22 protein-coding genes and 1 pseudogene are annotated in these 23,156 nt (G+C 69.9%); 20 read left to right on the top strand and 3 right to left on the bottom strand.

Annotated features, from left to right (window positions below):
* Positions 1–51 precede the first annotated feature (51 nt).
* Positions 52–1,434, bottom strand: coding sequence for a Tat pathway signal protein (locus PZB75_RS31290; protein ID WP_275539067.1), 1,383 nt, complete (start codon positions 1,432–1,434; stop codon positions 52–54).
* Positions 1,435–2,374: 940 nt separating this feature from the next.
* Between PZB75_RS31290 and PZB75_RS31285 the strand changes: the two genes are divergently transcribed.
* The 5 genes from PZB75_RS31285 (at position 2,375) to PZB75_RS31265 (ending at position 7,396) form a co-directional block, all read left to right on the top strand.
* Positions 2,375–3,661 (top strand): transcriptional regulator, XRE family protein, encoded by a 1,287-nt coding sequence (locus tag PZB75_RS31285; RefSeq protein WP_275539066.1) that lies wholly within the window; start codon positions 2,375–2,377, stop codon positions 3,659–3,661.
* Positions 3,662–3,718: 57 nt separating this feature from the next.
* Complete coding sequence (locus PZB75_RS31280) at positions 3,719–4,720, top strand: asparaginase (RefSeq protein ID WP_275539065.1); 1,002 nt, start codon at positions 3,719–3,721, stop codon at positions 4,718–4,720.
* A gap of 27 nt (positions 4,721–4,747) precedes the next feature.
* On the top strand, positions 4,748–5,209 hold the full coding sequence (locus PZB75_RS31275) for a PPC domain-containing DNA-binding protein (RefSeq protein ID WP_275539064.1): 462 nt from the start codon (positions 4,748–4,750) through the stop codon (positions 5,207–5,209).
* 76 nt (positions 5,210–5,285) lie between these two features.
* Positions 5,286–6,635, top strand: a complete 1,350-nt coding sequence (locus PZB75_RS31270; RefSeq protein WP_275539063.1) for a hypothetical protein — start codon at positions 5,286–5,288, stop codon at positions 6,633–6,635.
* A 17-nt stretch (positions 6,636–6,652) separates the two neighbouring features.
* Positions 6,653–7,396: a 2'-5' RNA ligase family protein gene (locus PZB75_RS31265; RefSeq protein WP_275539062.1), complete on the top strand. Its 744-nt coding sequence runs from the start codon at positions 6,653–6,655 to the stop codon at positions 7,394–7,396.
* 124 nt (positions 7,397–7,520) lie between these two features.
* Here the strand turns inward: PZB75_RS31265 and PZB75_RS31260 are convergent, their stop codons facing one another.
* Together PZB75_RS31260 and PZB75_RS31255 are read right to left on the bottom strand one after the other, a co-directional pair.
* A complete protein-coding gene (locus PZB75_RS31260) occupies positions 7,521–8,606 on the bottom strand; it encodes an aldo/keto reductase (RefSeq protein WP_275539061.1) in 1,086 nt (361 codons plus the stop codon).
* Complete coding sequence (locus tag PZB75_RS31255; protein ID WP_275539060.1) at positions 8,606–9,055, bottom strand: ATP-binding protein; 450 nt, start codon at positions 9,053–9,055, stop codon at positions 8,606–8,608. Before PZB75_RS31255 ends, PZB75_RS31260 begins: the two co-directional genes overlap by 1 nt.
* A 399-nt stretch (positions 9,056–9,454) precedes the next feature.
* Here PZB75_RS31255 and PZB75_RS32120 point away from each other — a divergent pair.
* The 15 genes and pseudogenes from PZB75_RS32120 to PZB75_RS31185 form a co-directional block, all read left to right on the top strand.
* Positions 9,455–9,775, top strand: a pseudogene (locus PZB75_RS32120) (DUF6415 family natural product biosynthesis protein); the annotation flags it as partial.
* A gap of 42 nt (positions 9,776–9,817) precedes the next feature.
* Positions 9,818–10,018, top strand: a complete 201-nt coding sequence (locus tag PZB75_RS32115) for a DUF5999 family protein (protein WP_343286291.1) — start codon at positions 9,818–9,820, stop codon at positions 10,016–10,018.
* A 280-nt stretch (positions 10,019–10,298) separates the two neighbouring features.
* On the top strand, positions 10,299–10,496 hold the full coding sequence (locus tag PZB75_RS31245; protein WP_275539058.1) for a hypothetical protein: 198 nt from the start codon (positions 10,299–10,301) through the stop codon (positions 10,494–10,496).
* Positions 10,497–10,548: 52 nt separating this feature from the next.
* On the top strand, positions 10,549–13,719 hold the full coding sequence (locus PZB75_RS31240) for a lantibiotic dehydratase (RefSeq protein WP_275539057.1): 3,171 nt from the start codon (positions 10,549–10,551) through the stop codon (positions 13,717–13,719).
* Between the two features lie 53 nt (positions 13,720–13,772).
* Positions 13,773–15,728, top strand: a complete 1,956-nt coding sequence (locus PZB75_RS31235; RefSeq protein ID WP_275539056.1) for a glycoside hydrolase family 15 protein — start codon at positions 13,773–13,775, stop codon at positions 15,726–15,728.
* Positions 15,725–16,261, top strand: a complete 537-nt coding sequence (locus tag PZB75_RS31230; RefSeq protein ID WP_275539055.1) for a hypothetical protein — start codon at positions 15,725–15,727, stop codon at positions 16,259–16,261. Before PZB75_RS31235 ends, PZB75_RS31230 begins: the two co-directional genes overlap by 4 nt.
* Positions 16,261–17,553 (top strand): ATP-binding protein, encoded by a 1,293-nt coding sequence (locus PZB75_RS31225; RefSeq protein WP_275539054.1) that lies wholly within the window; start codon positions 16,261–16,263, stop codon positions 17,551–17,553. The genes PZB75_RS31230 and PZB75_RS31225 overlap by 1 nt, the downstream gene beginning before the upstream one ends.
* Positions 17,550–17,957, top strand: coding sequence for a roadblock/LC7 domain-containing protein (locus tag PZB75_RS31220; RefSeq protein ID WP_275539053.1), 408 nt, complete (start codon positions 17,550–17,552; stop codon positions 17,955–17,957). The genes PZB75_RS31225 and PZB75_RS31220 overlap by 4 nt, the downstream gene beginning before the upstream one ends.
* Positions 17,954–18,322, top strand: a complete 369-nt coding sequence (locus PZB75_RS31215) for a DUF742 domain-containing protein (RefSeq protein WP_275539052.1) — start codon at positions 17,954–17,956, stop codon at positions 18,320–18,322. The genes PZB75_RS31220 and PZB75_RS31215 overlap by 4 nt, the downstream gene beginning before the upstream one ends.
* On the top strand, positions 18,300–18,899 hold the full coding sequence (locus PZB75_RS31210; RefSeq protein ID WP_275539051.1) for an ATP/GTP-binding protein: 600 nt from the start codon (positions 18,300–18,302) through the stop codon (positions 18,897–18,899). The genes PZB75_RS31215 and PZB75_RS31210 overlap by 23 nt, the downstream gene beginning before the upstream one ends.
* On the top strand, positions 18,896–20,167 hold the full coding sequence (locus tag PZB75_RS31205; protein WP_275539050.1) for a cytochrome P450: 1,272 nt from the start codon (positions 18,896–18,898) through the stop codon (positions 20,165–20,167). Before PZB75_RS31210 ends, PZB75_RS31205 begins: the two co-directional genes overlap by 4 nt.
* A 2-nt stretch (positions 20,168–20,169) precedes the next feature.
* Entirely contained in the window at positions 20,170–21,444 is a 1,275-nt protein-coding gene (locus PZB75_RS31200) for a cytochrome P450 (protein WP_275539049.1), read from the top strand.
* A 26-nt stretch (positions 21,445–21,470) separates the two neighbouring features.
* Entirely contained in the window at positions 21,471–21,974 is a 504-nt protein-coding gene (locus PZB75_RS31195; protein WP_275539048.1) for a LuxR C-terminal-related transcriptional regulator, read from the top strand.
* A complete protein-coding gene (locus PZB75_RS31190) occupies positions 21,971–22,624 on the top strand; it encodes a hypothetical protein (RefSeq protein ID WP_275539047.1) in 654 nt (217 codons plus the stop codon). The genes PZB75_RS31195 and PZB75_RS31190 overlap by 4 nt, the downstream gene beginning before the upstream one ends.
* Positions 22,621–23,154 (top strand): hypothetical protein, encoded by a 534-nt coding sequence (locus tag PZB75_RS31185; RefSeq protein ID WP_275539046.1) that lies wholly within the window; start codon positions 22,621–22,623, stop codon positions 23,152–23,154. Before PZB75_RS31190 ends, PZB75_RS31185 begins: the two co-directional genes overlap by 4 nt.
* Positions 23,155–23,156: the final 2 nt, after the last annotated feature.

The raw sequence follows: 23,156 nt of genomic DNA, 5'->3' as shown, positions 1-23,156 counted from the left end.
ACTCGGGGTGGGGCGGTGTTCCGTTCGGAGCCCGGGCCAGCTTCAGCCGCGTCAGCCTACGCCGAGCGCTGCGCGTGCTCTGGCGTCGAGTTCGGCCGCTGGGCTTCCTCCTCGCCCTCGAAATGGGCTGAGCGACCGCCTCATTTGAACAACTGTTTCTCTGGCTCGGCCCGACTGCACTCCGGTCATGGCGTCCAGCGCCTGGCCCCAGGTGGCGCACGCGGCCTCGAGCTGGCCCTGTTGCACTTGCACGGCGCCCAAGTAGCCCAGCGTCACCGCGTGAGTCCGGGCGAATTGGCCGCGGCGGGTTCGGACGCTGTGGCGGAACTGCTTCTCAGCGCCTGGGAGGTCACCGAGGTCGCGCAGTGCGGCTGCGGTCTCGTGGGCAAGGCTCGCCTCACCGAAGAAGAACACCCGGTGCGGCTCATCCTCCGACGCGTTGGCACGGCCGAGGTCATCCTCGGCCCGCAGCAGCGCGGCGATGGCGGCCTTCTTCTCTCCCGCGGCGGCCAGGCCGCGGGCATGCACCACACCCAGCAAGGACCGCTCCCGCCAGCACGCCTGGGCGTAGCGGCGGCTCGCCAGCGAGGCTTCGGCAAGCCGGACGGCTTGCTGCGGCTTGCCGAGGTCGACTGCTTGATGAGCCATCGCCCGGAGCGCGTGGCCGGCCAGGGGTGCGTCTCCGGCCTCCTCGGCGAGCTTGGTGGCTATCGTGAGCCAGCGCTGGGCGAGTGGATGCTCGCCTCCGTCGAAGGCGGTCCAGCCGGACAGGTAGGCGAGCTCGGCAGCCGCCGAGGTCATGCCGCGTCGGATCTCCTCGGTGGGGAACCGACCGCTCAGCAGTTCCGCGACTTCGGACCGAAGGTAGGCGACGAGGGCCGTGCGCCCGGCACGTCCCCCACGCTTCTGGTCGCGCCTGGAGAAGATGGCGGCCATCTCGCGGACGTCTTCGACGTCCTGAGTCGTCACCGTGTAGTTCGACAGCGGTCTGCGCGTCCGGGCCCGGTCTGCGGCCTGCTCGAACCACTGGTCCTCGGGCAGGGCCAGCGCGGCCACCGAGTAGACCGAGTTGGCCATCAGCTGTCGGCGGTCGATATCCATGTCCGTGCTCCCGAGCGTCACCAGCGTCGTCAGAGTGTCGTCGCTCCACGCAGGCGGCTGCGGCCCGAGCTCGGTGTCTGTCGCCAGCCCGATCTCTTCGAGCGTGACGAGGCGTCCGAGCCCGCGGGAGAGCGTCTCGGCCAAGATAAAGGGTGCGCGGCCCTCCACTGGCGCTCCGGCGATCCAGCGGGCGATGTACGGCTGGGCCACGTTCTGCAGCTCGGTTGCGCCGTGCTCGGCGGCGACCGACCTGAAACGGGCAGCCAGCTGCCGCTGGGACAGGCCCAGTTCATGAATGACGGCTTCCAGCCGCGTGTTGCGCGTGCGCCCCACGGTGCGCCCTTGTCCCCGAGACGATCTTGTATCACGTGTATCGCGCTGCCGAGCCTGGCGGACTACCCGCTGGTCCACGAACGCGGTTCTCTCGTGAAGACGATATTCCTCCAACGCCACCGGGGTGCAGGGGAATCGACGACCTCATCCACTTTGGTCCAGCTGGTGTCCGCAGTTGATCGCACACTGGCAGGCGAGGAGAAGCGGCCGATGAACACGATCTACCTGGCGCGAAGTAAGCCTGGCTCTTCGGCGGTCTCGCACGCCGCTGCAACGGACGGCTTTGCGCGACCGTCGACCAGTTCGGTTCAGGGAGTGCGTGCGATGGGCGAATCCCCCGGTGAGCGCGCTGATGTGGATCTTCCGGAAGGGCTGCCTTTCGAGGCTTCGTTCCTCGCCGACCCGGCGGCCATCTCGCCCGTACGACGACGGCTCCGGGTGTGCCTGGAGGCGGCCGGCCTGGAGGAGATCGCCGCCGACGCGGCCCTGGCCTGCCAGGAACTCATGGCCAACGCTGTCGTGCACGGTTGTCGCAATCTTCCGCCCAGCACCGAGCTCACCGTCACGGCGGCCTGGAGTGACCACCGGTTACGGGTGGCGGTACGCGACCCGTCCGAGGTTGAACCGCGCGAGCAGCGCGAGTCGACCAGTCGTCCGAGCGGTCGTGGCATGCAGCTTGTGAGCGCGCTCTGTGATCGCTGGGGCGTTGAGATCAGCCCCAGCGGTTGTGGGAAGTCCGTCTGGATGGAAATCGCCGGGCACCGGACCCGTCGGCGTGGCGAGGAACGCCTGGCACCAAGTCGACCGGGAGCGTGCGGTGAACGCCGGATCAGTGACGACTGGATTTACGCGCCCGCGGGGCGCGAAGCCCACCCGGTGGTTCCGCTTCGACCGGTGGGCGAAGGGGGAGTGCGTGCCGCGACCAGACACGCTCTTGATCATGGAGCATCTCTTCGGGGTCCGTTCGGAGCATCTCTTCAGCCCTGCCCCAAAGACTCTTCACCTACAGACCCCGTCGCACGATCGTGACGGCCTGAGCGCCTCGCTCACGATCACGGAGAACTGGTCCACAAGCCGCCTATTCATGCCTGCGGGCGAGTTGCCCGGGTCGTGGGAGATGGTGGGCAGGCAAGCGCTGGACAGGACGGCCTCCGCCGTCGCATTCCGCCCCGCCATCCGATCTGGCTCCATCGCTCAGATCGACGTCGCCAGCACCGGGGCTCTCGACCGCTTCCTGCAGTCGGCCCTACGCGGGTTCCTCGTCGGAGTGGACGACCGGGAGAGCACCCCCCAGCTCTTCGTGACCGATACCGCGAACGCCCGTCGTGCTCGCGCCACGTCCCCTGGCCGGAGCGTGCTCGAACTGCCGGCTGCGCACGTGCTGGACGATCTCACCTATCGTCTGCTCTGGTCGCTCGTCCAGTTCGACGACGGTTTGCTCGCAGACGACTCCGCTCTGGCCCAGGAGCACCACGCCCTGGACACCTACCTCGCCCTTCCGCGGTCAGCTCCCAGCCGCATGGCAATGCCCGACCTCACCACAGTAGGCACGCAGTGGCTGGGGTCGAGCTTCTGCGCGCAGCACATCATGCGCCGGCTCGATGGGCCGACGGAGCCTCCGGTCTTCTGGACGCGCGAACAGACCGGTGAACAGGCAGCCGCGTGGCTGTGGTTCCAGCACAAGGTCGACTACCTCAGGACTCTGTCATCGCGTTTTCCGGAAGGCACCGCGCCGATGTCTCGCGCCTTCTGTATCCCGGAGAGCGAGGTCAGCCGAAGCGACCGGTACGAGCGGATCTTGCTGCTTCTGGCGATTTCCCTGATGGAACTGCAAGGTATCCGCGTCGACGTTCTTTCCAACCCCGAATACTCGGAGATGGACGGTTTCGCGCTGATTCCCGGGCAGCGGGCCGCGGTCGCCAACTGGACGCGAACCGAAGCCATCTGGGCCGTGGACACGGTCACACAGCGCCCCGCCCTTCGCGAATACCGCGAAGCAGCTGGCGAAGCGCAGGCCCACAGCGTAATGCGGGGGCCCGATCCACAGACCCGATTGCGTGCTCTGGCCGGATACCTAAAGATCGACTGGGCCTGGCTGATCGGACGGTGCCGTGAGCTGAGGGAATGCGGGACAGCAAGCATCGTGCGCCCCCGAAGCCGACATCTCAGCGTGGAGGCCCTGGACGAGGTGTTCCACTTCTTCGGGTCTCTTGCCCCCGACCGCTGAATGGCACGACGCTGGCCTCGACCTGCGCTTGATCTGCTTCTGTGAAAGGCAATCGCTGTGGACTCCACATCCCAGTCCCCGCTCCCGGGCGTTCTGGTGCTCTCGCTCGGTGGCACGATCGCCATGGCGGCCGACGTGACGGGAAGTGGAGTTGCGCTCCGGCTGACCGCTGAGGATCTCGTCGCTGCGGTGCCTGAACTCGCAGCGGAAGCGCCCCTGGAATTGGTGGACTTCCGGAAGATTCCGGGGGCGTGGCTTGAGGTGGAGGACATCGCCGCCGTCGCCGACCTGCTCAACAAGCGCGCCTCGGACACCGCCGGGTTCGTGATCACCCAAGGCACGGACACCCTTGAGGAGACGGCCTTCCTCCTGGACTTGCTGTACACCGGGGACGCGCCGGTCGTCATCACCGGCGCCATGCGCAACCCGCAGATGGCGGGCGCCGACGGGCCGGCCAATGTCCTCGCCGCAGTACGCACCGCGGCGTGTCCCGATGCTCGCGGCATGGGCGTTCTTGTCGCTTTCGCCGACGAGCTCCACGCGGCCCGCCACGTCCAGAAGACCCACAGCACCAGCACGTCGGCCTTCACTTCGCCCGGCGCAGGGCCGGTCGGACACCTGGTGGAGGGCCGGCCCCGGATCCACTTCGCGGTGCCCCGCCAGGCGCATATCGGCTCGCCCTTGGCGCGCCCCGCTTCCGTCGAGCTGATCGAAGCCACGCTCGGCAGCGAGGGCCTCCTCCTGGACGAGGCTGCGGCCCGGCTCGACGGGCTCGTCGTCGCGGCCTTCGGCGCCGGCCACGTCCCGCGGACATGGGCGCAACGGCTGGGAGACCTCGCTGCCCGCGTCCCTGTTGTCCTCGCCTCTCGCACTGGTGCTGGCAGCGTCCTCAGCCACACCTACGACTTCGGCCCGGGCTCGGAGACCGACCTCCTCGGCCGGGGCCTGATCAACGGTGGCCGACTGGAGCCGCGCAAGGCTCGGCTCCTGCTGCTCGCCCTTCTGCGCTCAGGTGCGGACCCGAGCGCGATCCAGGCTGCCTTCGCGGCCCAGCGCTGACCTTCACGACTCAACGATCGGATTCCCATGCGTGCTGCAGAGATCACCATCGGCCGGAAGTTCGCTGTCGCCTTTGACCACGGCGAGGACTTCTTCCAGGCGCTGGCCGCCTTCTGTCTCGAATCCGGCATCCGCGCCGGCTACGTCACGTTCATCGGCGGCTTCAGCCACGCCCGGCTGGTCGGAACTTGCGAGCCCCTCAAACACCCGGAGCGCCCCCTCTGGGAGGAGATCGAAGTCGAGACCCTGGAGGTCCTCGGCGGTGGAACCCTTGCCTGGGATGCCGAGAACGACCGTGTCGTTCCGCACATCCATGTCTCCGCCGGCCTCAAGTCGGATTCAGCAGACGGGCGGACGAGCCACCTCCTAGGCGCCACCGTCCAGTTCGTCACCGAACTCGTGATCGAAGAATGGACCTCCCCCGCGGTGACCCGCCCGCGCAATCCCGACCTCTACGACGTGCCCCTGATCACCTTTGCGCAGGACTGACCGCGCGCCTGGCGTCCACGTCGTTCTGTGCTGCCGCGCGATCCACGCATCCGGAACCAGCCCTGAAGGAGGAGGCATGGCCACCACACGCTTCACTCTCCTGGTACAGGAGAGGCACTGGGACTCGTACAACAAGTTCTGCATCCACTTCAGCGAAGCAGCGAAACGGGCGGCCGAACGGGAAAACAACCCCCAGCTCGCGCGGGCAGATGTCTCCCGCAGCTCCTTCGACCGGTGGATGGGCCGCAAGGGGACACTCAAGAGCACTCCCCGCCACGACGCCTACCTCGTCCTCAGGCACATGTTCAACATGTCGCCCGAGCGACTGTTCGAGCAAGTTGAACCCGTTGCTCGGCCCTCCGCCGACTTCACCACCGACGCCACAACCCCTCCCACCATGGCCCCCGAGTTCGACGACCCGCTGGCAGTCGTCGCGCAGACGTACAGGCTCACCAGTTCCAACGCCGATGATCCCGTCCTCATGATGGTGACCCAATCGATCGCCAGCATCGTGAGCCGGTACGAGACGCTCGGCCCGCACCAGCTGGCCGGTGAGGCCCGCGTCATCCGCGAGATGCTCCACGGCGTTCTCGGTGGTCAGCAGCCCCCACGCATACGCGCGGAACTCTTCCGCCTCGCCTCCCAGGGAGCTGGGCTCCTGGCGTACATGGCCGTCAACGCCGGCGCGCGGTACGAGGTGGTCAACGCCTACTGCACGGAGGCGGAGTCGCTGGCCCGCGAGATCGGCGAGGTCTCGATGCAGATGTGGGCGTCGGGCACCCGTTCGCTCGGCCTGTACTACCAGAAGCGGTACGCGGAAGCCGACGATGCGGCCTCCGCCGGGATCGCGCTCGATCCCGACAACCCCCAGGCCATCCGGCTGCTCGTCAACGGCCGTTCCCGCGCCCTCGCACGTCTCGGCGACCGCGGCGCAGCCGAGACCACCATCGGACGGGCACTCGATCTGTCAGATCAGCAGCGATCGCTCCCCGACGGCCTGACCTCGTGCATCAGCTTCGACGCTTACTCGATGCCCCGGACGCTCGCGAACGCCATCACGACGCGCCTCTCGCTCGGCGACACCACCGAAGTCGTCGCACACGCCGCCGAGATCGAGTACCTGGTCGAGCACTCCCCTTCGGACTGGAGCCGCGCCCTGGTCGGCCTGGACGTGGCATCAGCCCTGCTGAAGCAGAACTCCCCCGAGGTCGAGCACGCCATGGCCCTGGGCAGTAAGGCACTGCGGGCCGGCATCGGCCGGCCGATCAAATCGGTCTGGGAGAGGGCGAAGGAGTTGTACGTGTGCGCCGAGCGATGGCATGACGAACCCGTTGTAGGGGACTATGCCGACGAGCTGCGGAGCTGGCGGGCGCAGCCCCAGGCAGGACCGCTCGCCGAAATTCAGCACGCCCAGATCACCCCCTGAGAGAACCGAGGAGCCCCGTGACGCCCGAGCTGGCGAGCGACCCCAGCGCCTTCCCTTGTGAGCCGCCGGCTGATCTCGACGATCCAGACGTGATCGTCGGGCACGACTGGCGCGCCTTCCGAAAGGTCAAACGAATGGGCGATCACTGGGACAGGCCGGGATGGTCCGACCACCATCGCTCGTACTACTGGATGCTCACCTTCTCCGAAGCGCCCGAACTCCTCGGCCTGGCAGAACACTGCCAGAAGGCCCTGCATCACCTCGGGATGGATCCCGTCCCGAGTGACGGGCTGCACGTAACGATGCTGCGAGTCGGCCCTACGGACCAGATGTCCGAGGACCAGGTCGAGCAGCTCATTGCCCTGACGCAGAACCTGCCCGCTCGAGCGTTTCGCCTCCTCGCCCATCCGCTGGCGGGCTCACGCGGTGCCGTCCGGTTCAGCCTTACGCCCTGGCGCCCCCTGATAGACCTCCACGCCGCCCTCAGCGCTGTCGGTGATCAGGCCTGCGTTCCTGGTGGCAGTCCTACGAGTGCCTTCCGTCCGCATCTCGGGATCGCCTACAACAACCAGGCACGGTCGGCCGCGCCCGTCATTAATGCAGTGGCGCTGCTGCGCTCACTGCCGCACGCCGCACTGGACGTCACATCGGTGGATCTGGTGGAACTACGCCGGCAGGACAGGGCATACCGATGGCGAACCGTGCACTCGGCCCCCCTGTCCCTTGAAGTTGCCTCCCAGACCAGCTTCCCGACCAAGTGATCACCGGGTCGTCCACGGCGCGGCATTGCCGTCTCGTCCAGGACGCGCAGTCGGCGAATCGTTCGGCTGCGGCTGCACCGCACCCTGCCCCTCCGCTGCGGGCGGCCGGAGTGCTTCGGATGCCCTACGTGCGAACGGGCTGAGGCGTTCGGTGTTGCGACTGCTCTTCCATATCGGTCCGTATCTGGGCATACACCTGATCGATGACCTCAAGCTCGGGAGTTGTGAGGGCGGGTCCTGACAGGCACCCGAAACTCTCTTCCAGTTGCGCCTTGCCGGTGAAACCGACGACAGCTGCGCAGTGGTCCGCTTTCTGCAGGCAAGAAAGCAACGCCAGTCGGGTCAAGGTCCCCGGCTCGTTCCCAAAGTGGACGTGCAGCGTCTGCAGCCCGGCCGTGACTCGCATGGCCTTCTCGGGCGTAAGGCTCGTCAGGCCCGTCGGCCCATTGGCGGAGCCGGGGGGCAGCATGGCGTTCCGGGGGGCCCGGCCTGTGAGTAGGCCGTGGGCCAAGGGGGCTGCGAGAATCACGCCGGCTCCGTGGCGGGCTGTGAAGGCGAACAGGTCCTCGCCGTCCAGGGTGATGACCGGCGTGAGCGCGTTGAAGCGGGTCCAGACGACGTTCGGCCTGATGATCCGGAAGAGGTGCAGGAACCGTGCCGCGCAGGCGTCCCGCTCCACGGCCGTGGCACCGTAGGGAACGTACGGGCCTCTCATCCCGATGGCCCTCACGGCCCCCACGTCACGTAGGCCGCACATTTGCTCGATCGCACTTCCCAGATAGCCGTCTTGAGGGCCGAAGTCCCAAGAGTCGAGCGTGTAGAGATCGAGTTTCTCGGTGTAGAGGTTCTCCAGCGTCTGTTGGAACTGGTGATGGATGTGACGGCCGGCATAGGCGTGCGGGGCCGATCCCCGGATGCGCCCGACCTTGCTGCTGGTAAGAAGCCTCTGGTCCAGGTGCTCCCGGTCCGGGTGCTCCCGAAGGAGCCGTCCCAGCATGCGCTCAGCGTGGCCGGCGCCGTAGCAGTCGGCTGTGTCCAACAGGTTGGCCCCGAGCTCGACGGCGCGGCGCAGGCCGTCGAGAAAGTGTCCGTTGCTCACCTCGACCTGCTGAGGGTCGTCAGATACTGCGACGGCGCCGCAGTTCACGCCGAGCGGGTGAGCGAAGAGCCCTCGTCCCAGGTGACGTTTCGTGGAATCGAAAGCGGTCATCAACGAGAGCCTGCCTGAGTTAGCACGACGATGACGATCTTTCCGTTCTCGGTCTGCTCGACCGACCAGGCACTGGCGAGGTTCTGAACGATGAACAGTCCTCGGCCGTTCACGGCCAAGTCCGTGGGCCGAGTGGACGAGTTGGAGGGGCTGGGGGGCAGCGCGCCCGTGTCAGAGGCGCGGTCGACGACCCCGAGCGCCGAGCCGAGCTCGTAGACCTCGATTCGGAACGAGACCGCACCGCCGGCGTGCTGGATGGCATTGGCGATGAGCTCGCTGGCCACCAGCATCGCGTCATCGGTCCGAGCCTCGTCCGTGTTCAGTATGTCAGCGAGCATGACGCGAGCCATGTGCTGTGGGGCCTCGCGGCCTTCAAGCACGACGTCGCGGTGCTTCAACAGGTCTCCGAGACTGCGGTCGTGGACCAGCTCAGCGGTTGTCGGGGGCACTCTCGTCTCCTCGGGCTCGAGACGCCCTACGGCGTAGCCGGGATCGGCCTGTCTCAACGGTGACGGAAACCCGGCGGCGGCGGTACGCCGAACGGTGGCCACTTCTTCGCCACTTCGTCCTTCTCACCCTCCGCCGTCACCTCCGGCCGGACGGGCAAAACCATCTAAATCTCCTACGGCTCGACGTCGCCGCGCTGGTGAAGTGGCGAAGAAGTGGCCACCGTTTGGCGTACCAGTGCGCAGCGATTCACGGCACCGTGGGGTCATGCCGACAGCTCCCGTTCCGAACTTCGGAAGGTGAGGCGTGGCAGCCCGCCCAGCCCGACAGAGGAGTTCCGCGATGGACCGCACGCCGACAGCCTGTACCGCGAAGGCCGTCCTCGCTGACGGGACAGCGTCGTGAGCCTCCTCCGCCTCCCCCGTAGCGCCGTCCGTAGCCAGCCCTCCGGCCGCAAGGCTCCGTCCCGCTCCATCATCGCGGCTACCCGAGAGACCCTGGCGCTGGTTCTTGACGAGAACGCCCCGCTTCTCGACAGCGACCATGACATCGACGACGTCATCCTCAGGCTGCGTGGCCATCTCATGGAACTCGGACACGCATCACTGGGTCGGTCCCGCCCGGAGCTCGACGCGGCGCTCGCCGCGGCCCGGAAGAGCAGCGAGGCGGATGTGCCGACGCAATACCTGGACATGCGGAAACATCTACGGAAGCTCGCGACTGCGGTGGCCACGGTCGTCGTCGAACTCGCCGTAGCTGATCGGGTGTGCGGCCACTTGGTCGAATGCCCGCCTGCGACGGCCCAGGACTGCGAGGCGGCCAAGATCCGCCTTCACCAACCCGAGATCGGGTGCAGCGAGCTGTGCAACGGCGTGCTGATCTTCGAGGACACCGGGTGTCTCCTGCCGACCGGTGACGTCGTCGAGCCGCGGCGGCCGCTGCCGCGCGAGGCGGTGACGGCGTGACCACTATCCCCACGTCGGGCCCCCAGCCTCTCGGCGTGAAACTTCTCCCCGCGACGGCCGCCTGCGACTACGAGCACTGGCAGGTCAACCCCGGCTTCGCGGCGGCCGTGCTGTTCGTCATCACCGCGGTTCCCGGGCAGTGAGGGCTGCGCCATGACAACTGCCGGCTGGGTCGTGGTCACCGTAATCGTCGGCGCGATGGCCGTCCTGATGGTCCTCGGGCCCCGGCGGCAGGGGCCCGATCGCTCTGGGGAACCGGAATCGAAGGTGGATGAGGAGCATGAGTAGCAGCCCTGACCAGAACGCCCCCCACGGCGCCCCCGAACCGGCCTGCGCGTCGATAGGCAAGTCCCGCACGGTGCAGCTCGTCCGACGCGGCGTGCCGCTCGCTGAACGAGCCGATCTCAGGGATGTCGTCGTGCCCGGCACGGCCGACGCCTTGACGAAGTTCTTCGTCACCGGCCGGGACTGCGAGTGACAGACCGCCGCCCCCCCACCCATCCGTCCACGTCTACCAGCAAGGGAGAGGCATGAGCGCCGGCCGCCGTTTGCGCTTCGTCAGCGCCCAGTCCGCCATGCTGCGGGCCGTCTGCCATCCCGCCACCCATCCACTGCCCGCCGTCCCGGACCTCACCGACCGCTCGGCAGCCGGAGTCATCGCCACCCGCGCATGGGTCGAAGCGACATGGCGCCACGCGGATGTCCAAGAGCCGGTGCGGCATGCCAGCGCCGACCTAGCCCACAGCCTGGACCTGCTCGTGGAAGGCGGTGACTCGACCGCGGACACGATCTTCAGCGTGGCGCTGTCGCTGCTCGCCTACCGCACGCGCCTGCTGTCCCGCGCGGTGCCGTTCGGGCTGTTTGCCGGAATTACCGAGATCGCCTTCGGCTCCGAGCCAGCAGTCCGGTGGGGTGAGAAACACCGGGCGGTTGCCCGCGCGGACGGACGGTGGCTGGCCGAGGTCATCAACACGCTGGAGTCGATCTCGCCCCTGCGGGAGCGGCTGCGGTTGGTCGCGTCGAACACCCTGGTCCAGCGCGGCGACCGGGTCGTTCTTCCTTGGCGGACGCGGCAACCGGATGTGACCGGGACCGAGGTGATGGAAACCTCCGTGCGGCTGGAGCCCGAAGTGCGGGTGCTCGTCGATCTCGCCTCTTCCCCTGTCCCGTACGGCGACCTCCTGGACAAGGCGCAGGCGGAGGCGCCCCGGCACGCTGGCGGGGAAGTACGGGAGTTACTTGACGTGCTCATCGCACGCCGGGTCCTGATCACCTGCCTGCAGCCGCCGGCCACCGAAACCGACGCCCTGGGTTACGTCCTGGACCAACTGGAGCGGGTGAATGCGCACCACGTCCCCGAAGCAGCCAGTCTGATCGCCGAACTGCACCGTACTCACCAGCTGATGCTCGCGCACAACGCCGCGGCGGCCGACGGCGCGCCGCTGCGCAGGGACCTCCGCGAGGTGATGGCCCCGCACTCGACGACGCAGCAGCCCGTGGCCATCGACACCCTGCTGGACGCCGACGTGGTTCTGCCCCGGCAGGTGGCGTGGGAGGCAGAACGGACCGCGGAACTCCTCGCGCGGATCAGCCCGGAGCCGTACGGGACCACCGACTGGAGTGACTACCGAGATCGCTTCCTTGCCGAGTACGGGCCCAGCGTCGCGGTGCCGTTGCTGGAGCTGACCGCCTCCACAGGACTGGGCCTGCCGGACGGATTCCACGGCACACCGACCGTCGGAGCCCGGCAGCAGACCCTGACCACTCGAGACACGGAACTCCTCGTGGCCGCCCAGCAAGCGGCCCTGACTGGCTCCGATCTCGAACTCGACGATGAGCTGGCCGTCCGAGTCGCTGTCGGAGACCCGGACCGGATGACCCCTCCCGCACACCTTGAGATGCTGTTCGAGCTGCACAGTGCCTCGCCCGGCGACCTGGCGGCCGGGCAGTTCGAGCTCGCCGTACGCGGCACGCGAGGGTGGGGCTACTTCACGGGCGGAAGGTTCGCCGCGTTGCTCGCCCAGCAACCGGGCAGCCGCCTGCTCGACACGCTCGCAAACCGGCCGGTGAGCACTGCGGGCGCGCAGCGCGCGCAGCTCTCCTTCCCTGGGCTGATCCCGGGAGGCCTGCACATCACCCGCACTCCCCTCATCTCGCCCGTCGTCATCTCCCTGGCCGAGCACCGGGATCGCTCCGCCGCCGACGCAGACCGGATTGAGCTGTCCGACCTCGCCGTGCTGTGCGACGGACAAGTCCTGCATCTGGTCTCGCGCTCCCGGCGGCAGGTCATCGAGGCCGGGAAGATCCACCCGCTGCAGATCGAATGCCAGACCCCGGCGGTCGTCCGTTTTCTGGAGGAGCTGTCGTGTGGCCAGGCCATGCGGATGGTCGGCCCGCTGGGCACTCTGCGGCCCATGAGCTGGGGAGCGGCCGGCCGTCTGCCCGAACTGCCCCGCCTGAGGGCCGGGCGGTCCGTCCTGAGTCCGGCGATGTGGAGCCTCAACCACGCCGGACTGCCCGGGCCCCGCGCCGTCAGCGCTGAGTGGGAGGACGGCTTTTCCGCCTGGCGGGCCCAGCGCGGCATCCCCGTACCCGACCGGGTGCTCTTGGAGCGCTTCGACGTCCGCATCGCCCTGGACCTCGGCACGCCCAGCGACCTCGCGCTCCTGCGGTCCCAACTGGCCAACATCGAGTCTGGCCCCGTCCACCTCGTCGAAGGGCCAGCGGCTGATGCGTTCGGCTGGTCCGGCGGCCGGGCGACCGAGGTTGTCACCCTCCTGCGATCCGCCGCCCCGCCCCGCCCGGCACCCGATCTGCATGCCGTGCACGAACCGCGCGAGCCTCGCGCGCACCTGCCGGGCGCCTCGCGCTACCTCCATGCCCGCCTGTACGGGCCGCCCCAGGGCCGCGACGACCTGATCGCCGATCACCTGCCCGCGGTGCTGGACGACCTGGGGCATCCGCTGTGGTGGAGCCGGCCCCGCGCCGGACGGGACCCGCACCTGGAACTGACGCTGCGCCTACCCGATGCCGCCGGGGCAGGGGACGCGGTGCGCCACCTCGGCACATGGGCGGGGCAGCTCGTGGAAGCCGGGGCCCTGCGGGAGATCACCTTGGCGCCTTACCGGCCGCACACCGGCCTGTGGGGCGGCGGGGCGCTGCTGGAGGCCGCCGAAGAGGTCGCTGCAGCCGACTCCGCCGCCGTCGCCCGCCACCTTCCCTCACGCCCCGGAACCGACCGGCACCTGCTCGCGGCCACCCACCTCCTCGGCATCGTCCGCGGCTTCTTCGGCGACCGGGAGACCGGGCTGGCCTGGCTGAGAGCGCAGCCGAAACTGTCCGGCCAGCGACTGCCGACCGGCGCCGGACAGGAAGCCGGCCGTCTGATTGACGCCCTGACACCCACCGGGGACACGCAGGACGCCCCACCGTGGATGGTGCGCCACCGTGCGCTCGGCGCTTACGGGCCCCTCGTTCGCCGCACCGGCGTCGTGAACACCGACCACGTGCTGAATGAACTGCTGCATCTGCACTGCCTGCGGATGCTCGGCCCCGACCCGGCCGCCGAGCAGACCGCGCGGAGGATCGCCCGCGGCCACGCCATGGCGGCCCGGGAGACGACGTCCCGCCCGCCTTCCGACCGCCGTCCCTCTCCCCCGGACCAGAGCTCAAGGAACGCGGCGAAGCCGCCCCCGCGATGAACGCCCTCGCCCGCTCCCTGCCCTGCCCGAGCAACCCACCGAGGACCCGATACATGTCCCAGCACTTCCCCGCCGCCTTGACCGCCCACGCGCGCGGTCAGCAGCCGGGCCCGCTGCCCGCGGGCAGCATCCTCCCGGCCTTCCCGCGCCCTCAGCAATTCCCCTCCGCGCGTGCGGCCGCGACGCGGTCGGTGGGGCGGATCGAGGACCAGGCGTTCATCGGGAACATGCGTACCGCAGCGCACGTCGACCGGGACGGCGCCATCACTATGCTGTCACCCGGTAGGTTCGACGCCCCCGCGGTCTTCGCCCGGCTGCTGGGCAGCGAGGAACACGGTCTGTGGCGGGTGGGACCCGCCACAGAGGACAGGCCGGCGCCCGTGGCGGACCGGCGCCGGTACCTGCCGGGCACCCTGGCCGTGGAGTCCACCTGGATCACCAGGGACGGCACGGTGCAGCTGACCGATTTCATGCCGACCGCCGGGCAGGCGCCGCACGTGGTCCGGAACGTGCGGGGCATCAGCGGACGGGTCGCAATGCGGTCCCTGCTGCGGGCCCGCCCCGACTACGGCCGCCACGTCCCGACCGTGAACGCCGACGGGCACCGGGCGAGCGTCGACCTTGAGCCGGGCCGCCTGTGGCTCGACACTCCCGCCCCTACCCAGACCGCCGACGGCGACCTGCTGACGCAGTTCGAGGTGTCCGAGGGCGAGACGCTGTCGCTCAACCTGACATGGTCGCCAGACACCGACGCCCCGCCCCCGCTGCCGGACGCCACCGGACTCCTCAAGGAGACCGTCGACTTCTGGCAAGACTGGATCAGCCAGTCCACCTACACCGGACCGCACCGGGACGCGTTCGAGCGGTCCCTCATCACGCTCAAGGCCCTCACCTACGCACCGACCGGCGCCATCGTGGCGGCGGCGACGACCTCATTGCCCGAGGAGATCGGCGGCATCCGTAACTGGGACTACCGCTACTGCTGGTTGCGGGACAGCGCGTTCATCGTCGAAACGTTCCTGGCCTGCGGATTCATCGACGAGGCGCGGGCCTGGGTCGACTGGTTGCGCACCGCGATCGGCGGCTGCCCCGAGCTGCTCCAGGTGATGTACGGAGTGGGCGGCGAGCGCGACCTACCGGAGACCGTCCTCGACTGGCTCCCCGGCCACAAGGGCTCCGCCCCGGTCCGCACGGGCAACGCCGCGGCGAAGCAGCTCCAGGTCGATGTATACGGCGAGGTCATCAGCGCACTGTACGACGCGCAGGTGCGCGACCCGTCGCTGGCGCCGGCCGTCGGGACGATGATCACCGACTTGGCCGCCTGCCTGGAGAACTTGTGGTCAGAGCCGGACGAGGGGCTCTGGGAAGTGCGTGGCGACCGGCGGCACTTCGTGCACTCCAAGGTGATGGCCTGGGTGGCCTACGACCGTGCGGTCACGCTCATCGACGCCGGTCACGCCCACGGTCCGGTGGAGCGGTGGCGGGGCTTGCGTGAGGAGATCCACGCCCAGGTGTGCCTGCTCGGCTACGACGAGCAGCGCAATACGTTCACCCAGTCCTACGGATCCAAGGAGTTGGACGCGGCGCTGCTGCAGATGGTGACGGTCGGCTTCCTGCCGTCCACCGACAAGCGGATCATCGGCACCGTCGAAGCCGTCCAGCGGGATCTGTCCATCCAGGGCGGCTTCATGCTGCGCTACCACACCCGCGGTGCGGTCCCTGGCCGCGACGGGCTGCCCGGTGACGAGGGCGCGTTCTTGATCTGCTCGGGCTGGCTCATCACGGCGCTGGCCCGGATCGGTCGGGTGGACGAGGCGGAGATCCTCCTCGACGGTCTGCTCAGCACCCGCAACGACCTCGGGTTGATGTCCGAGGAGTGGGACCCGCACCAGCAGCGGCAACTCGGCAACGTCCCGCAAGGCTTCTCGCACTTGGCGCTCATCCTGGCGGCGCTGGCGGTGCATGCCGCGCGGAGCGGCCACGCCCTGGTCGCCGGGACCGCGCGATGAGGGCCCTCGCCGTACGCGCCCCCGCAGCCGACGCCGCCAACCCCGGACTCGTCCCGCCGGCCGCGCATGTGGTCCGGGCCGGGGCGGAGGTCAGCGTGGACGACCTCTTCCCGGACTCGACGACGGCGCGGGCGCCGTTCGAGGTGGCGGTCGGGGATCGCTTCGACACCCTGACAATGCCCCGACGTACCGCTCTGGATCTCATCGCCCGGTTCGGGGAGCGCCGTGCTCACCCGGTCGGTGCCGCCGTGGCCCGGCCGCTCACCGACAAGTGGGTCCTCATCCTCCCGCCCGGATCCGGGGACGGCATGCAGTGGAGCGGGCTGGTCGACCACCGCGACGAGGGCGTCCTCACGGTCCCGCCGCGGGCGGCCGGACCGGCAAACGACTTGAGCTGGGCCCGTCTCGGCAACCGTGAATGCCGGGTCTTCTCCGCGCCGATCTTGCTGCACTTCGCGCTGTTCCCGCAGCACACGGCGGGCCTCGCGAACTGCGGCTCTGTCCGAACCGACCTTACTTCTGTGGGGATTTGATGAGCACGCTGATACAGAACATCGTGCTGCTGGCGGTGCCGACCGGTGCCGCCGCAGGCGCGGGCGCGGTGGCGGTGCACTACCGGCGCCGAGCCGCCGAGCGGCTCGGCGTCATCCGCCAGCTGGAGGGCCGGGTCCGCGACGGTGAGCAGCGTGTGTCGGCCCGGGACGAGGAGGCACGGAATCTTGCCGCGCAGCGGCTGCCGGCGCTCATCGTCGCGCTGAGCCGTGGGGACGGCGGCCGCCATCGTGACGCCGGTCTGCTTCACCCGCAGCTCGCCGACACCGAGACGGGCGCGGCCTACCACGCTGTGCTGGACCAGGTCGCCGTGCTGGCGAACGAGGCCGCCGAACGCGCCGAGGGCGCGGCCAGGGCGGCGGTCGAGGCTGTGGTCCGCTCGATGCAGTCCCTCATCAACGAGCAGCAGGTCGCCGTGACCGCTCTGCAGGATCTCCAGAGCGACGAGAAGACCCTCGCGATCACGATCCCCATCGACCACGCCAGCAGCCAACTCGCCCGCCGTGCCCAGATCGTGGGCATCCTGACAGGCATGTGGCCCGGCCGTCAGCGGGCCGACACCCCCCTGCTGGAAACCATCCGCGGCGGAGTCTCCCGGATCCGCGACTACCCCCGGGTGGAGATCACCGGGGAGCCCACCGCGTACGTGGCCGGTCGCGTTGTCGAGCCGGTGGTCCTTGCCGCCGCAGAGCTGCTCAACAATGCCGCCCAGCACAGCCACCCCGGCACCAAGGTCTACGTCTGGTACCTCGAAGGACACAACGGGATCAGCATCGTCATCGAGGACGCCGGGATCGGTATGGCCCCGGAGGAGCGTGAGCGCGCGGCCCGTCTGCTGTCCGGACAGAACCCGGTGCGGATCACCGAACTGCGGACTCCGCCGCGCTTCGGCTTCCAGGCCATCGGCCTGCTTGCCGCGCGCTACGGCTTCACGGTCTCGGTGGAGCAGCAGTCCGTGCACGGCGGAGTCCGCGCGGTCCTCCACCTGCCGCGAGCCCTCCTGGTCACGGCACCGACCCACGCGCCCGCTCCCGAGCCCGCGGCCGGATATGTGCCGGACGCGTCGGCACCGGGCGGCCACCCGTATCCGGTGGCCGTGGAGGACGGCCTGCCGATGCGCCGGGGCAGGCGCGGGTCCGGGCTCCCGGCCGCCGCGCCTGCCACCAGCGTCCCGCGGCCCGGCGCCGGCCGGGGCCTCGCCGCGTTCGTGCGCGGCACCTCCTCCGCCCGCCCCAACTCCACCAACTCCACCGATCAGGAGCAGATCTCATGAGCGCCTCCCCCGACGTCAGCTGGATCCTCAACGACCTCGTGAACTTCCCCGGCGCCCGCAACGCGGTCGTGCTCTCCTCGGACGGGCTCACGGTCGGCTCATCCGACCAGGTGGACCGTGAGCTGGCGGACAGGGTGTCCGCGATCGCCTCCGGGATGCAGTCCCTCAGCCAGCGCGGCGCGGCGTTCGTCCAGGACGAGCCGACCCCGTGGGAGCAGACGATGGTCAGTTTCACGGGCGGCTTCCTGTTCATCCTCACCGCCGCCGAGGGCGCCTACCTCGTCGCCTCCGCGACCTCGGACGTCGACATCGAGGCGTTCTCGTACCGCATGCGCAAGACCATCGACAGCCTCGGCCCGGCGCTGCGCGTCGCGCCGCGGCACAACCTGGCCAGTCCGGCATGAGCGGGGCACGGCAGGCAGGCGACGACCGGCTGGTGCGGGCCTACGTGGTGACGGGCGGCCGGGCCGCGCCCAGCCGCAATCACTTCGACCACATCACGCTCATCAGCCTGTCGGCCTCCGCCGGCCACCTCAGCCGTGCCCCCCTCAACCCCGAGCACCTCTCGATCCTGCGGGTGCTGGCCGGCGGGGCGCAGGCCGTCGCCGAACTCGGCGCGCTCCTGCGCCTGCCGGTCAGCGTGACCCGCGTCCTGCTGGCCGACCTAATGGAGTGGGGACACATCACCACCCAGCGGCGCATGACCGACACCACCACCGTTGACCGAGCACTGCTGGAGGAAGTCCTTGCCGGCCTTCGCCGAATCTGAGACCGCACCGCCCAGGCTGCGCGGCGACGAGCGCACCGTGAAGGTCCTCGTCTGCGGGCACCTAGGCGCCGGGAAGACCACCTACGTCCACGCCCTGTCGCAGATCGCCCCCGTCAGCACCGAGGAGGTGATGACACGCGCGGGCACGGACGTCGACGACGTCACTCTGCCGGACAAGAAGACCACCACCGTGGCCATGGACTTCGGGCGGCACTCGCTCTCCGAGGACCTGGTCCTCTACCTGTTCGGGGCCCCCGGACAGGAGCGGTTCTTCCCGATCCTCCAGGACCTGGCCATCGGCGCGCTCGGCGCGCTCGTCCTGGTCGACACCCGCCGGCTGGCCGACACCTACCCCATCCTCCAGCTCGTCGAGGACCTCCGGCTGCCGTACGCCATCGCCGTCAACACCTTCGCCGAAGCCCCCGCCGTCACCGACGAGCGGCTGCGCTACGTCATGGACCTGCCTCCCGACACCCCGCTGGTGCGGTGCGACGCCCGCGAGCGCCCCAGCGCCCGCGACGCCCTGATAGCCCTCGTCAGCCACCTGCTGACCCGTACGCCGGAGCCTGCCCGATGACCACACACCCGACATCCGGCACCGGCCAGTGCCCGGCCCACACGTCCGCACCGCCGCCCGAGGTGCCGCTGCCCATCTACGGACCCGCCTTCAACGCTAACCCGGATGCCACCTACCAGCGGCTGCGCGACGTGGCCCCGATCATGCCGGTGGAGATCTCCCCCGGCGTCTACGGATACCTCACCGTCACCTACCGGGCGGCGCTCTACCTCCTGCAGAACACCCCCTCGCGCTTCGGCAAGGACCCCAGGCGCTGGGAAGCCCTGCGCCGCGGGCAGGTCCCGCCCGACAGCCCGGCGCTGATGATGATGCAGCCCCGCGACAACGCCCTGTGGAAGGACGGGCCGGAGCACACCCGGCTACGCCGCGCGATCACCGCCAGCCTCGACGGCGTCGACACCCACGCCCTGGCCGCCACCGTCCGCCAGATCGCCGACCAGCTGCTCAGCGCCTTCGCCGCCGACGGGCAGGCCGACCTGGTGTCGCAGTACGCCGACCCGTTGCCGATGCTCACCATGATCGAAATGTTCGGCTGCCCGCCCGCCCTCGGCCGGCGCATCGTCGTCGCGGTGACCCGCCTGTTCGATGCCGACTCCGACGGCGTGCAGGCCAACGCCGAACTCGAGTCGGCCTGCCTGGAACTGACCCGCCTCAAGCGGGTCCAGCCCGCACGGGACGTCACCACCTACCTGATCGCGGCCGGCTTGAACGACGCCGAGATGGTCCAGACGATCCTCCTGGTCATCGGCGCCGGATCCACCCCCTCCAGCAACCTGATCATGAACTCACTGCGGAGGATCATCACCGACGAGCGGTTCGCTGGCACCGTCCACACCGGCGTCAAGCCCCTCGCCGACGCCCTCGACGAAGTCCTGTGGCACACCCCGCCCGTCTCCAACTACAGCCCCCTGTACGCCATCGGCGAGCAGAGCTACGAAGGCGTCTACCTCCAGGAAGGCTTCCCGATCCTGGTGTCCTTCGCCGCGGCCAACGCCGATCCCGCCCTGCCCTTCGCGGCGGGCGCCCGCGCGGGCAACCGCGGTCACCTCGCGTACTCGGCCGGCGCCCACATGTGCCCGGCCCCCGACCTGGCCCGGATCATCGCCGAGACCGCACTCGAATGCGCCGTCGACCGCCTCGCGGGCCTCGCACTCGCCGTGACCCCCGGCGAACTCACCGCCCGGCCCGCGACCTTCCACGCCGGGCTCACCGCGCTGCCCGTGACCTTCCAGCCCGACACCCACCTGCCCACGACCAGAAGGCGATGACCATGACTGCCAGCACCTCCACCACCCAGTCCCCCGCCGCCGGCTGCCCCTTCCGCCTCGACGCCACCGGCTCCGACATCCACGCCGAGGCCGCCGCTCTGCGCACCCGCGGCCCGGCCACCCGGGTCGTCCTGCCGGGCCTGCCCGACTCCATCCCCACCTGGTCCGTCACCGACCCCGGCCTCATACGCCGCCTGCTCAAACACCCCGACATCTCCAAGGACGCCCACCAGCACTGGCCCGCCTACATCAACCGCACGGTCCCCGCCGACTGGCCACTGCGGATCTGGGTCGACGTCCGCAACGCGCTGAGTGCGTACGGCGACGAGCACCACCGCCTGCGCCGCCCCCTGGCGGCCGCGTTCAGCACCCGCCGGGTCCGCGCCCTGGCCCCGCAGATCGAGGCCATCACCCACACCCTCCTCGACGACCTCCAGCACGCCGGCCCCGAAGAGACCGTCGACCTGCGCGACCGCTTCGCCTGGCGCCTGCCGCTCCTCGTGGTCAACGCGATCCTCGGCGTCCCCGAGGACCTCCACGACGACTTCCGCGACGCGGCCGGCGCCCTGTTCGCCACCGACCTCGCTCCCGAGGAGGCCGAAGCCGCCCCGGTCCGGGTCTACGAGCTCATCGCCGCCCTGGTGGCCCGCAAGCGCGAGCAGCCCGGAGACGACGTCACCTCCGGCCTCATCGCCGCCCACGACAGTGGCCAGCTCAGCGAACAGGAACTCGCCGACAGCCTGGTCCTGCTCATCGGCGCCGGACACGAGACCACCGTCGACCTCCTCGACCACGCCATCACCAACCTCCTGACCCACCCCGACCAGCTCACCCGGGCCACCACCGGGCAAACCGGCTGGGAACCCGTCGTCGAAGAGACCCTGCGCCACCAGGCCCCGATCGCGACGATCATCCTGCGCTTCGCCGTACGCGAGCTGACGGACGACGCCACCGGCATCACCTTCGCCCAGGGCGACGCCCTCGCTATCAACTACGCCGCCGCCGGCCGCGACACCGACCTCCACGGCCCTACCGCCGACCAGTTCGACATCACCCGCCACAGCGCCCGCGACCACCTCGCCTTCGGCCACGCCACCCACCTGTGCCTGGGCGCCGAACTCGCCCGCATCGAGGCCCGGATCGCCCTCGAAGCGCTCTTCACCCGCTTCCCCCACCTCCACCTGGCCGTCACGCCCGACCAGCTCCGGCCCCTGCCCAGCTTCATCTCCAACGGGCACCAGGAGCTCCCCGTCCGCCTCGGCACCCCGTCCGCCTGACTACCCCAACCGACCAGGACCCCCAGATGACCACCGCAGCCCCCATCACTCCGATCACCCCCGCCCAGAAACGGATCGCCGAGCGCCTGGTCCGGGGCCGGACCAACAGCGAGATCGCCGCCGAAGGACACCTGTCTGGCGCCACGGTGACCTCCCACATCCGCGGCATGCGCCGCAGCCTCCGCTGCCCGCCCCGCTCCTCCCGCCCGGTCCTCGCCCACGCCCTGCTCCTGCACCGGCAGGTCCCCGTACCCTCGCTCTCCGTGGTACGGCCGTCCTTCGCGGCCGACGAGGACCAGCGGCGGCTGCTCACGGCACTCGCCGAGCACTCCGCGCTCGCCGACATCGCCAAGGCGGCGAAGATCACCCCGGCCGACGTCAAAGCCTCCACGGAGGACCTCGTACGCGCGGCGGGCGTTGCCAACGCCACGCAGCTCGTCGGCTGGGGCCACGCCCTGGGCCTACTCGGTGCGGACGCAGAAGTTGTCCCGTCCTCGTCCACCGCCGTCGGTGAAGGAGCCGCACGGTGAACACCACCACCGCACCCCCGGCTGGAGACCAGGACGAGCACCGGTCGGCTGGACCGCAGTATGAGATGCGACCGCTGATCACCGACGCCGACCGTGCGACGGCCGCCGCCCTGGTCGATGACCGGGCCCGGCAGTTCGCCGCGTGCGGCATCACGCTGCCCCACCGCCACATCGCCGCCTACCGGGACGCCTGGGCGGAGGGCGTCGGCCTGTACGAGGACGACGCCGCCGGCGAGGAAAGACTCCTGGGCTGCCTGATGCTGCACCGCCGGCACGAACAGCACCCGCGAATCGAGGACGAGGATGGGCCCTGCCTGGGGATCTCGCTCTTCTACACGGCTGTGGGTCTCAGCGAGCGGTACGGCTGGCTGATCACGCTCTGGGCGAGCGACTTCGCCGCCCGGGCCGGGGCGACGCGGGTATACGCCGAGGCGCCGTCCCCGGCGAGCGGCGCTGCCACGGACCCGCTGCTCGACTACCTCCAGTCCCTGGGCTGGCTGGTCACCGGCACGGGCAGTAACCGCGACGGTGAACTGGTGGAACGGCTACGGCTCAATGCGCAGGAACGGGACGGCCTTTCGGGCCTGATCACCTGTGCCGTCCCTCTCGACGCCCCTCGCCCCGCGCACGGGATCGGAGCCCTGCGGTGAATGCCCTCACTCTCGCCGCCCAGGTGCCCGAGATAGCCCCGGTACTGCCGGGCCGCCGTCTGTACCCGCGTGCCGGCGCTCAGCGGCCCGCACCGGCGGAGCCTCCGCCCGTCCCGGCCCTCGGCGTGCTGGAGGCGGAGCGCCTGACGATGAACCGGGTGGTCCTCTCCGTGCCGGGACCGACGGACGTGGTGCTGTACGCCCTGACCGGGCCCGGCCGGGAAGTCCACGACGACCTAGCCGCCGTACGGGGATACGCCGCGGCACACCGTCTGACCGTCCATGGCCCGCCGATCGTGGACGCCCTGGACGCCACCGATGTGCGAACCGGCGGCGACGACCCGCTCCTGCGGCGCGGCTATGCCCGCGCGCTGCGGATGCTGGCCGACCCCGCCAGCCCGGTGCGCGGTGTGATCGCGGTCAGCCGGACCGCGATCACCCTCGCCGACCGCCTCTACCAGGACCAGCTGACCTGGTACGCCGCGCGGCGGGCCGGGCTGTGGCTCGTCCGCGGCGAAACCCAGATCTGACC

The sequence above is a fragment of the Streptomyces sp. AM 4-1-1 genome, from assembly GCF_029167625.1.
GTDB lineage: Bacteria > Actinomycetota > Actinomycetes > Streptomycetales > Streptomycetaceae > Streptomyces.
The sequence above is the reverse complement of the archived record's forward strand: the minus strand, read 5'-3'. Positions and strand labels throughout refer to the sequence as shown.

Bases quoted from the DNA above. Each gene is read 5' to 3' on its own strand.
- PZB75_RS31270 (WP_275539063.1), top strand. From the start codon at position 5,286: ATGGCCACCACACGCTTCACTCTCCTGGTACAGGAGAGGCACTGGGAC.
- PZB75_RS31275 (WP_275539064.1), top strand. From the start codon at position 4,748: ATGCGTGCTGCAGAGATCACCATCGGCCGGAAGTTCGCTGTCGCCTTT.
- PZB75_RS31205 (WP_275539050.1), top strand. From the start codon at position 18,896: ATGACCACACACCCGACATCCGGCACCGGCCAGTGCCCGGCCCACACG.
- PZB75_RS31240 (WP_275539057.1), top strand. From the start codon at position 10,549: ATGAGCGCCGGCCGCCGTTTGCGCTTCGTCAGCGCCCAGTCCGCCATG.
- PZB75_RS31235 (WP_275539056.1), top strand. From the start codon at position 13,773: ATGTCCCAGCACTTCCCCGCCGCCTTGACCGCCCACGCGCGCGGTCAG.
- PZB75_RS31200 (WP_275539049.1), top strand. From the start codon at position 20,170: ATGACTGCCAGCACCTCCACCACCCAGTCCCCCGCCGCCGGCTGCCCC.
- PZB75_RS31245 (WP_275539058.1), top strand. From the start codon at position 10,299: ATGAGTAGCAGCCCTGACCAGAACGCCCCCCACGGCGCCCCCGAACCG.
- PZB75_RS31230 (WP_275539055.1), top strand. From the start codon at position 15,725: ATGAGGGCCCTCGCCGTACGCGCCCCCGCAGCCGACGCCGCCAACCCC.
- PZB75_RS31285 (WP_275539066.1), top strand. From the start codon at position 2,375: ATGGAGCATCTCTTCGGGGTCCGTTCGGAGCATCTCTTCAGCCCTGCC.
- PZB75_RS31195 (WP_275539048.1), top strand. From the start codon at position 21,471: ATGACCACCGCAGCCCCCATCACTCCGATCACCCCCGCCCAGAAACGG.
- PZB75_RS31220 (WP_275539053.1), top strand. From the start codon at position 17,550: ATGAGCGCCTCCCCCGACGTCAGCTGGATCCTCAACGACCTCGTGAAC.
- PZB75_RS31215 (WP_275539052.1), top strand. From the start codon at position 17,954: ATGAGCGGGGCACGGCAGGCAGGCGACGACCGGCTGGTGCGGGCCTAC.
- PZB75_RS31260 (WP_275539061.1), bottom strand. From the start codon at position 8,606: ATGACCGCTTTCGATTCCACGAAACGTCACCTGGGACGAGGGCTCTTC.
- PZB75_RS31225 (WP_275539054.1), top strand. From the start codon at position 16,261: ATGAGCACGCTGATACAGAACATCGTGCTGCTGGCGGTGCCGACCGGT.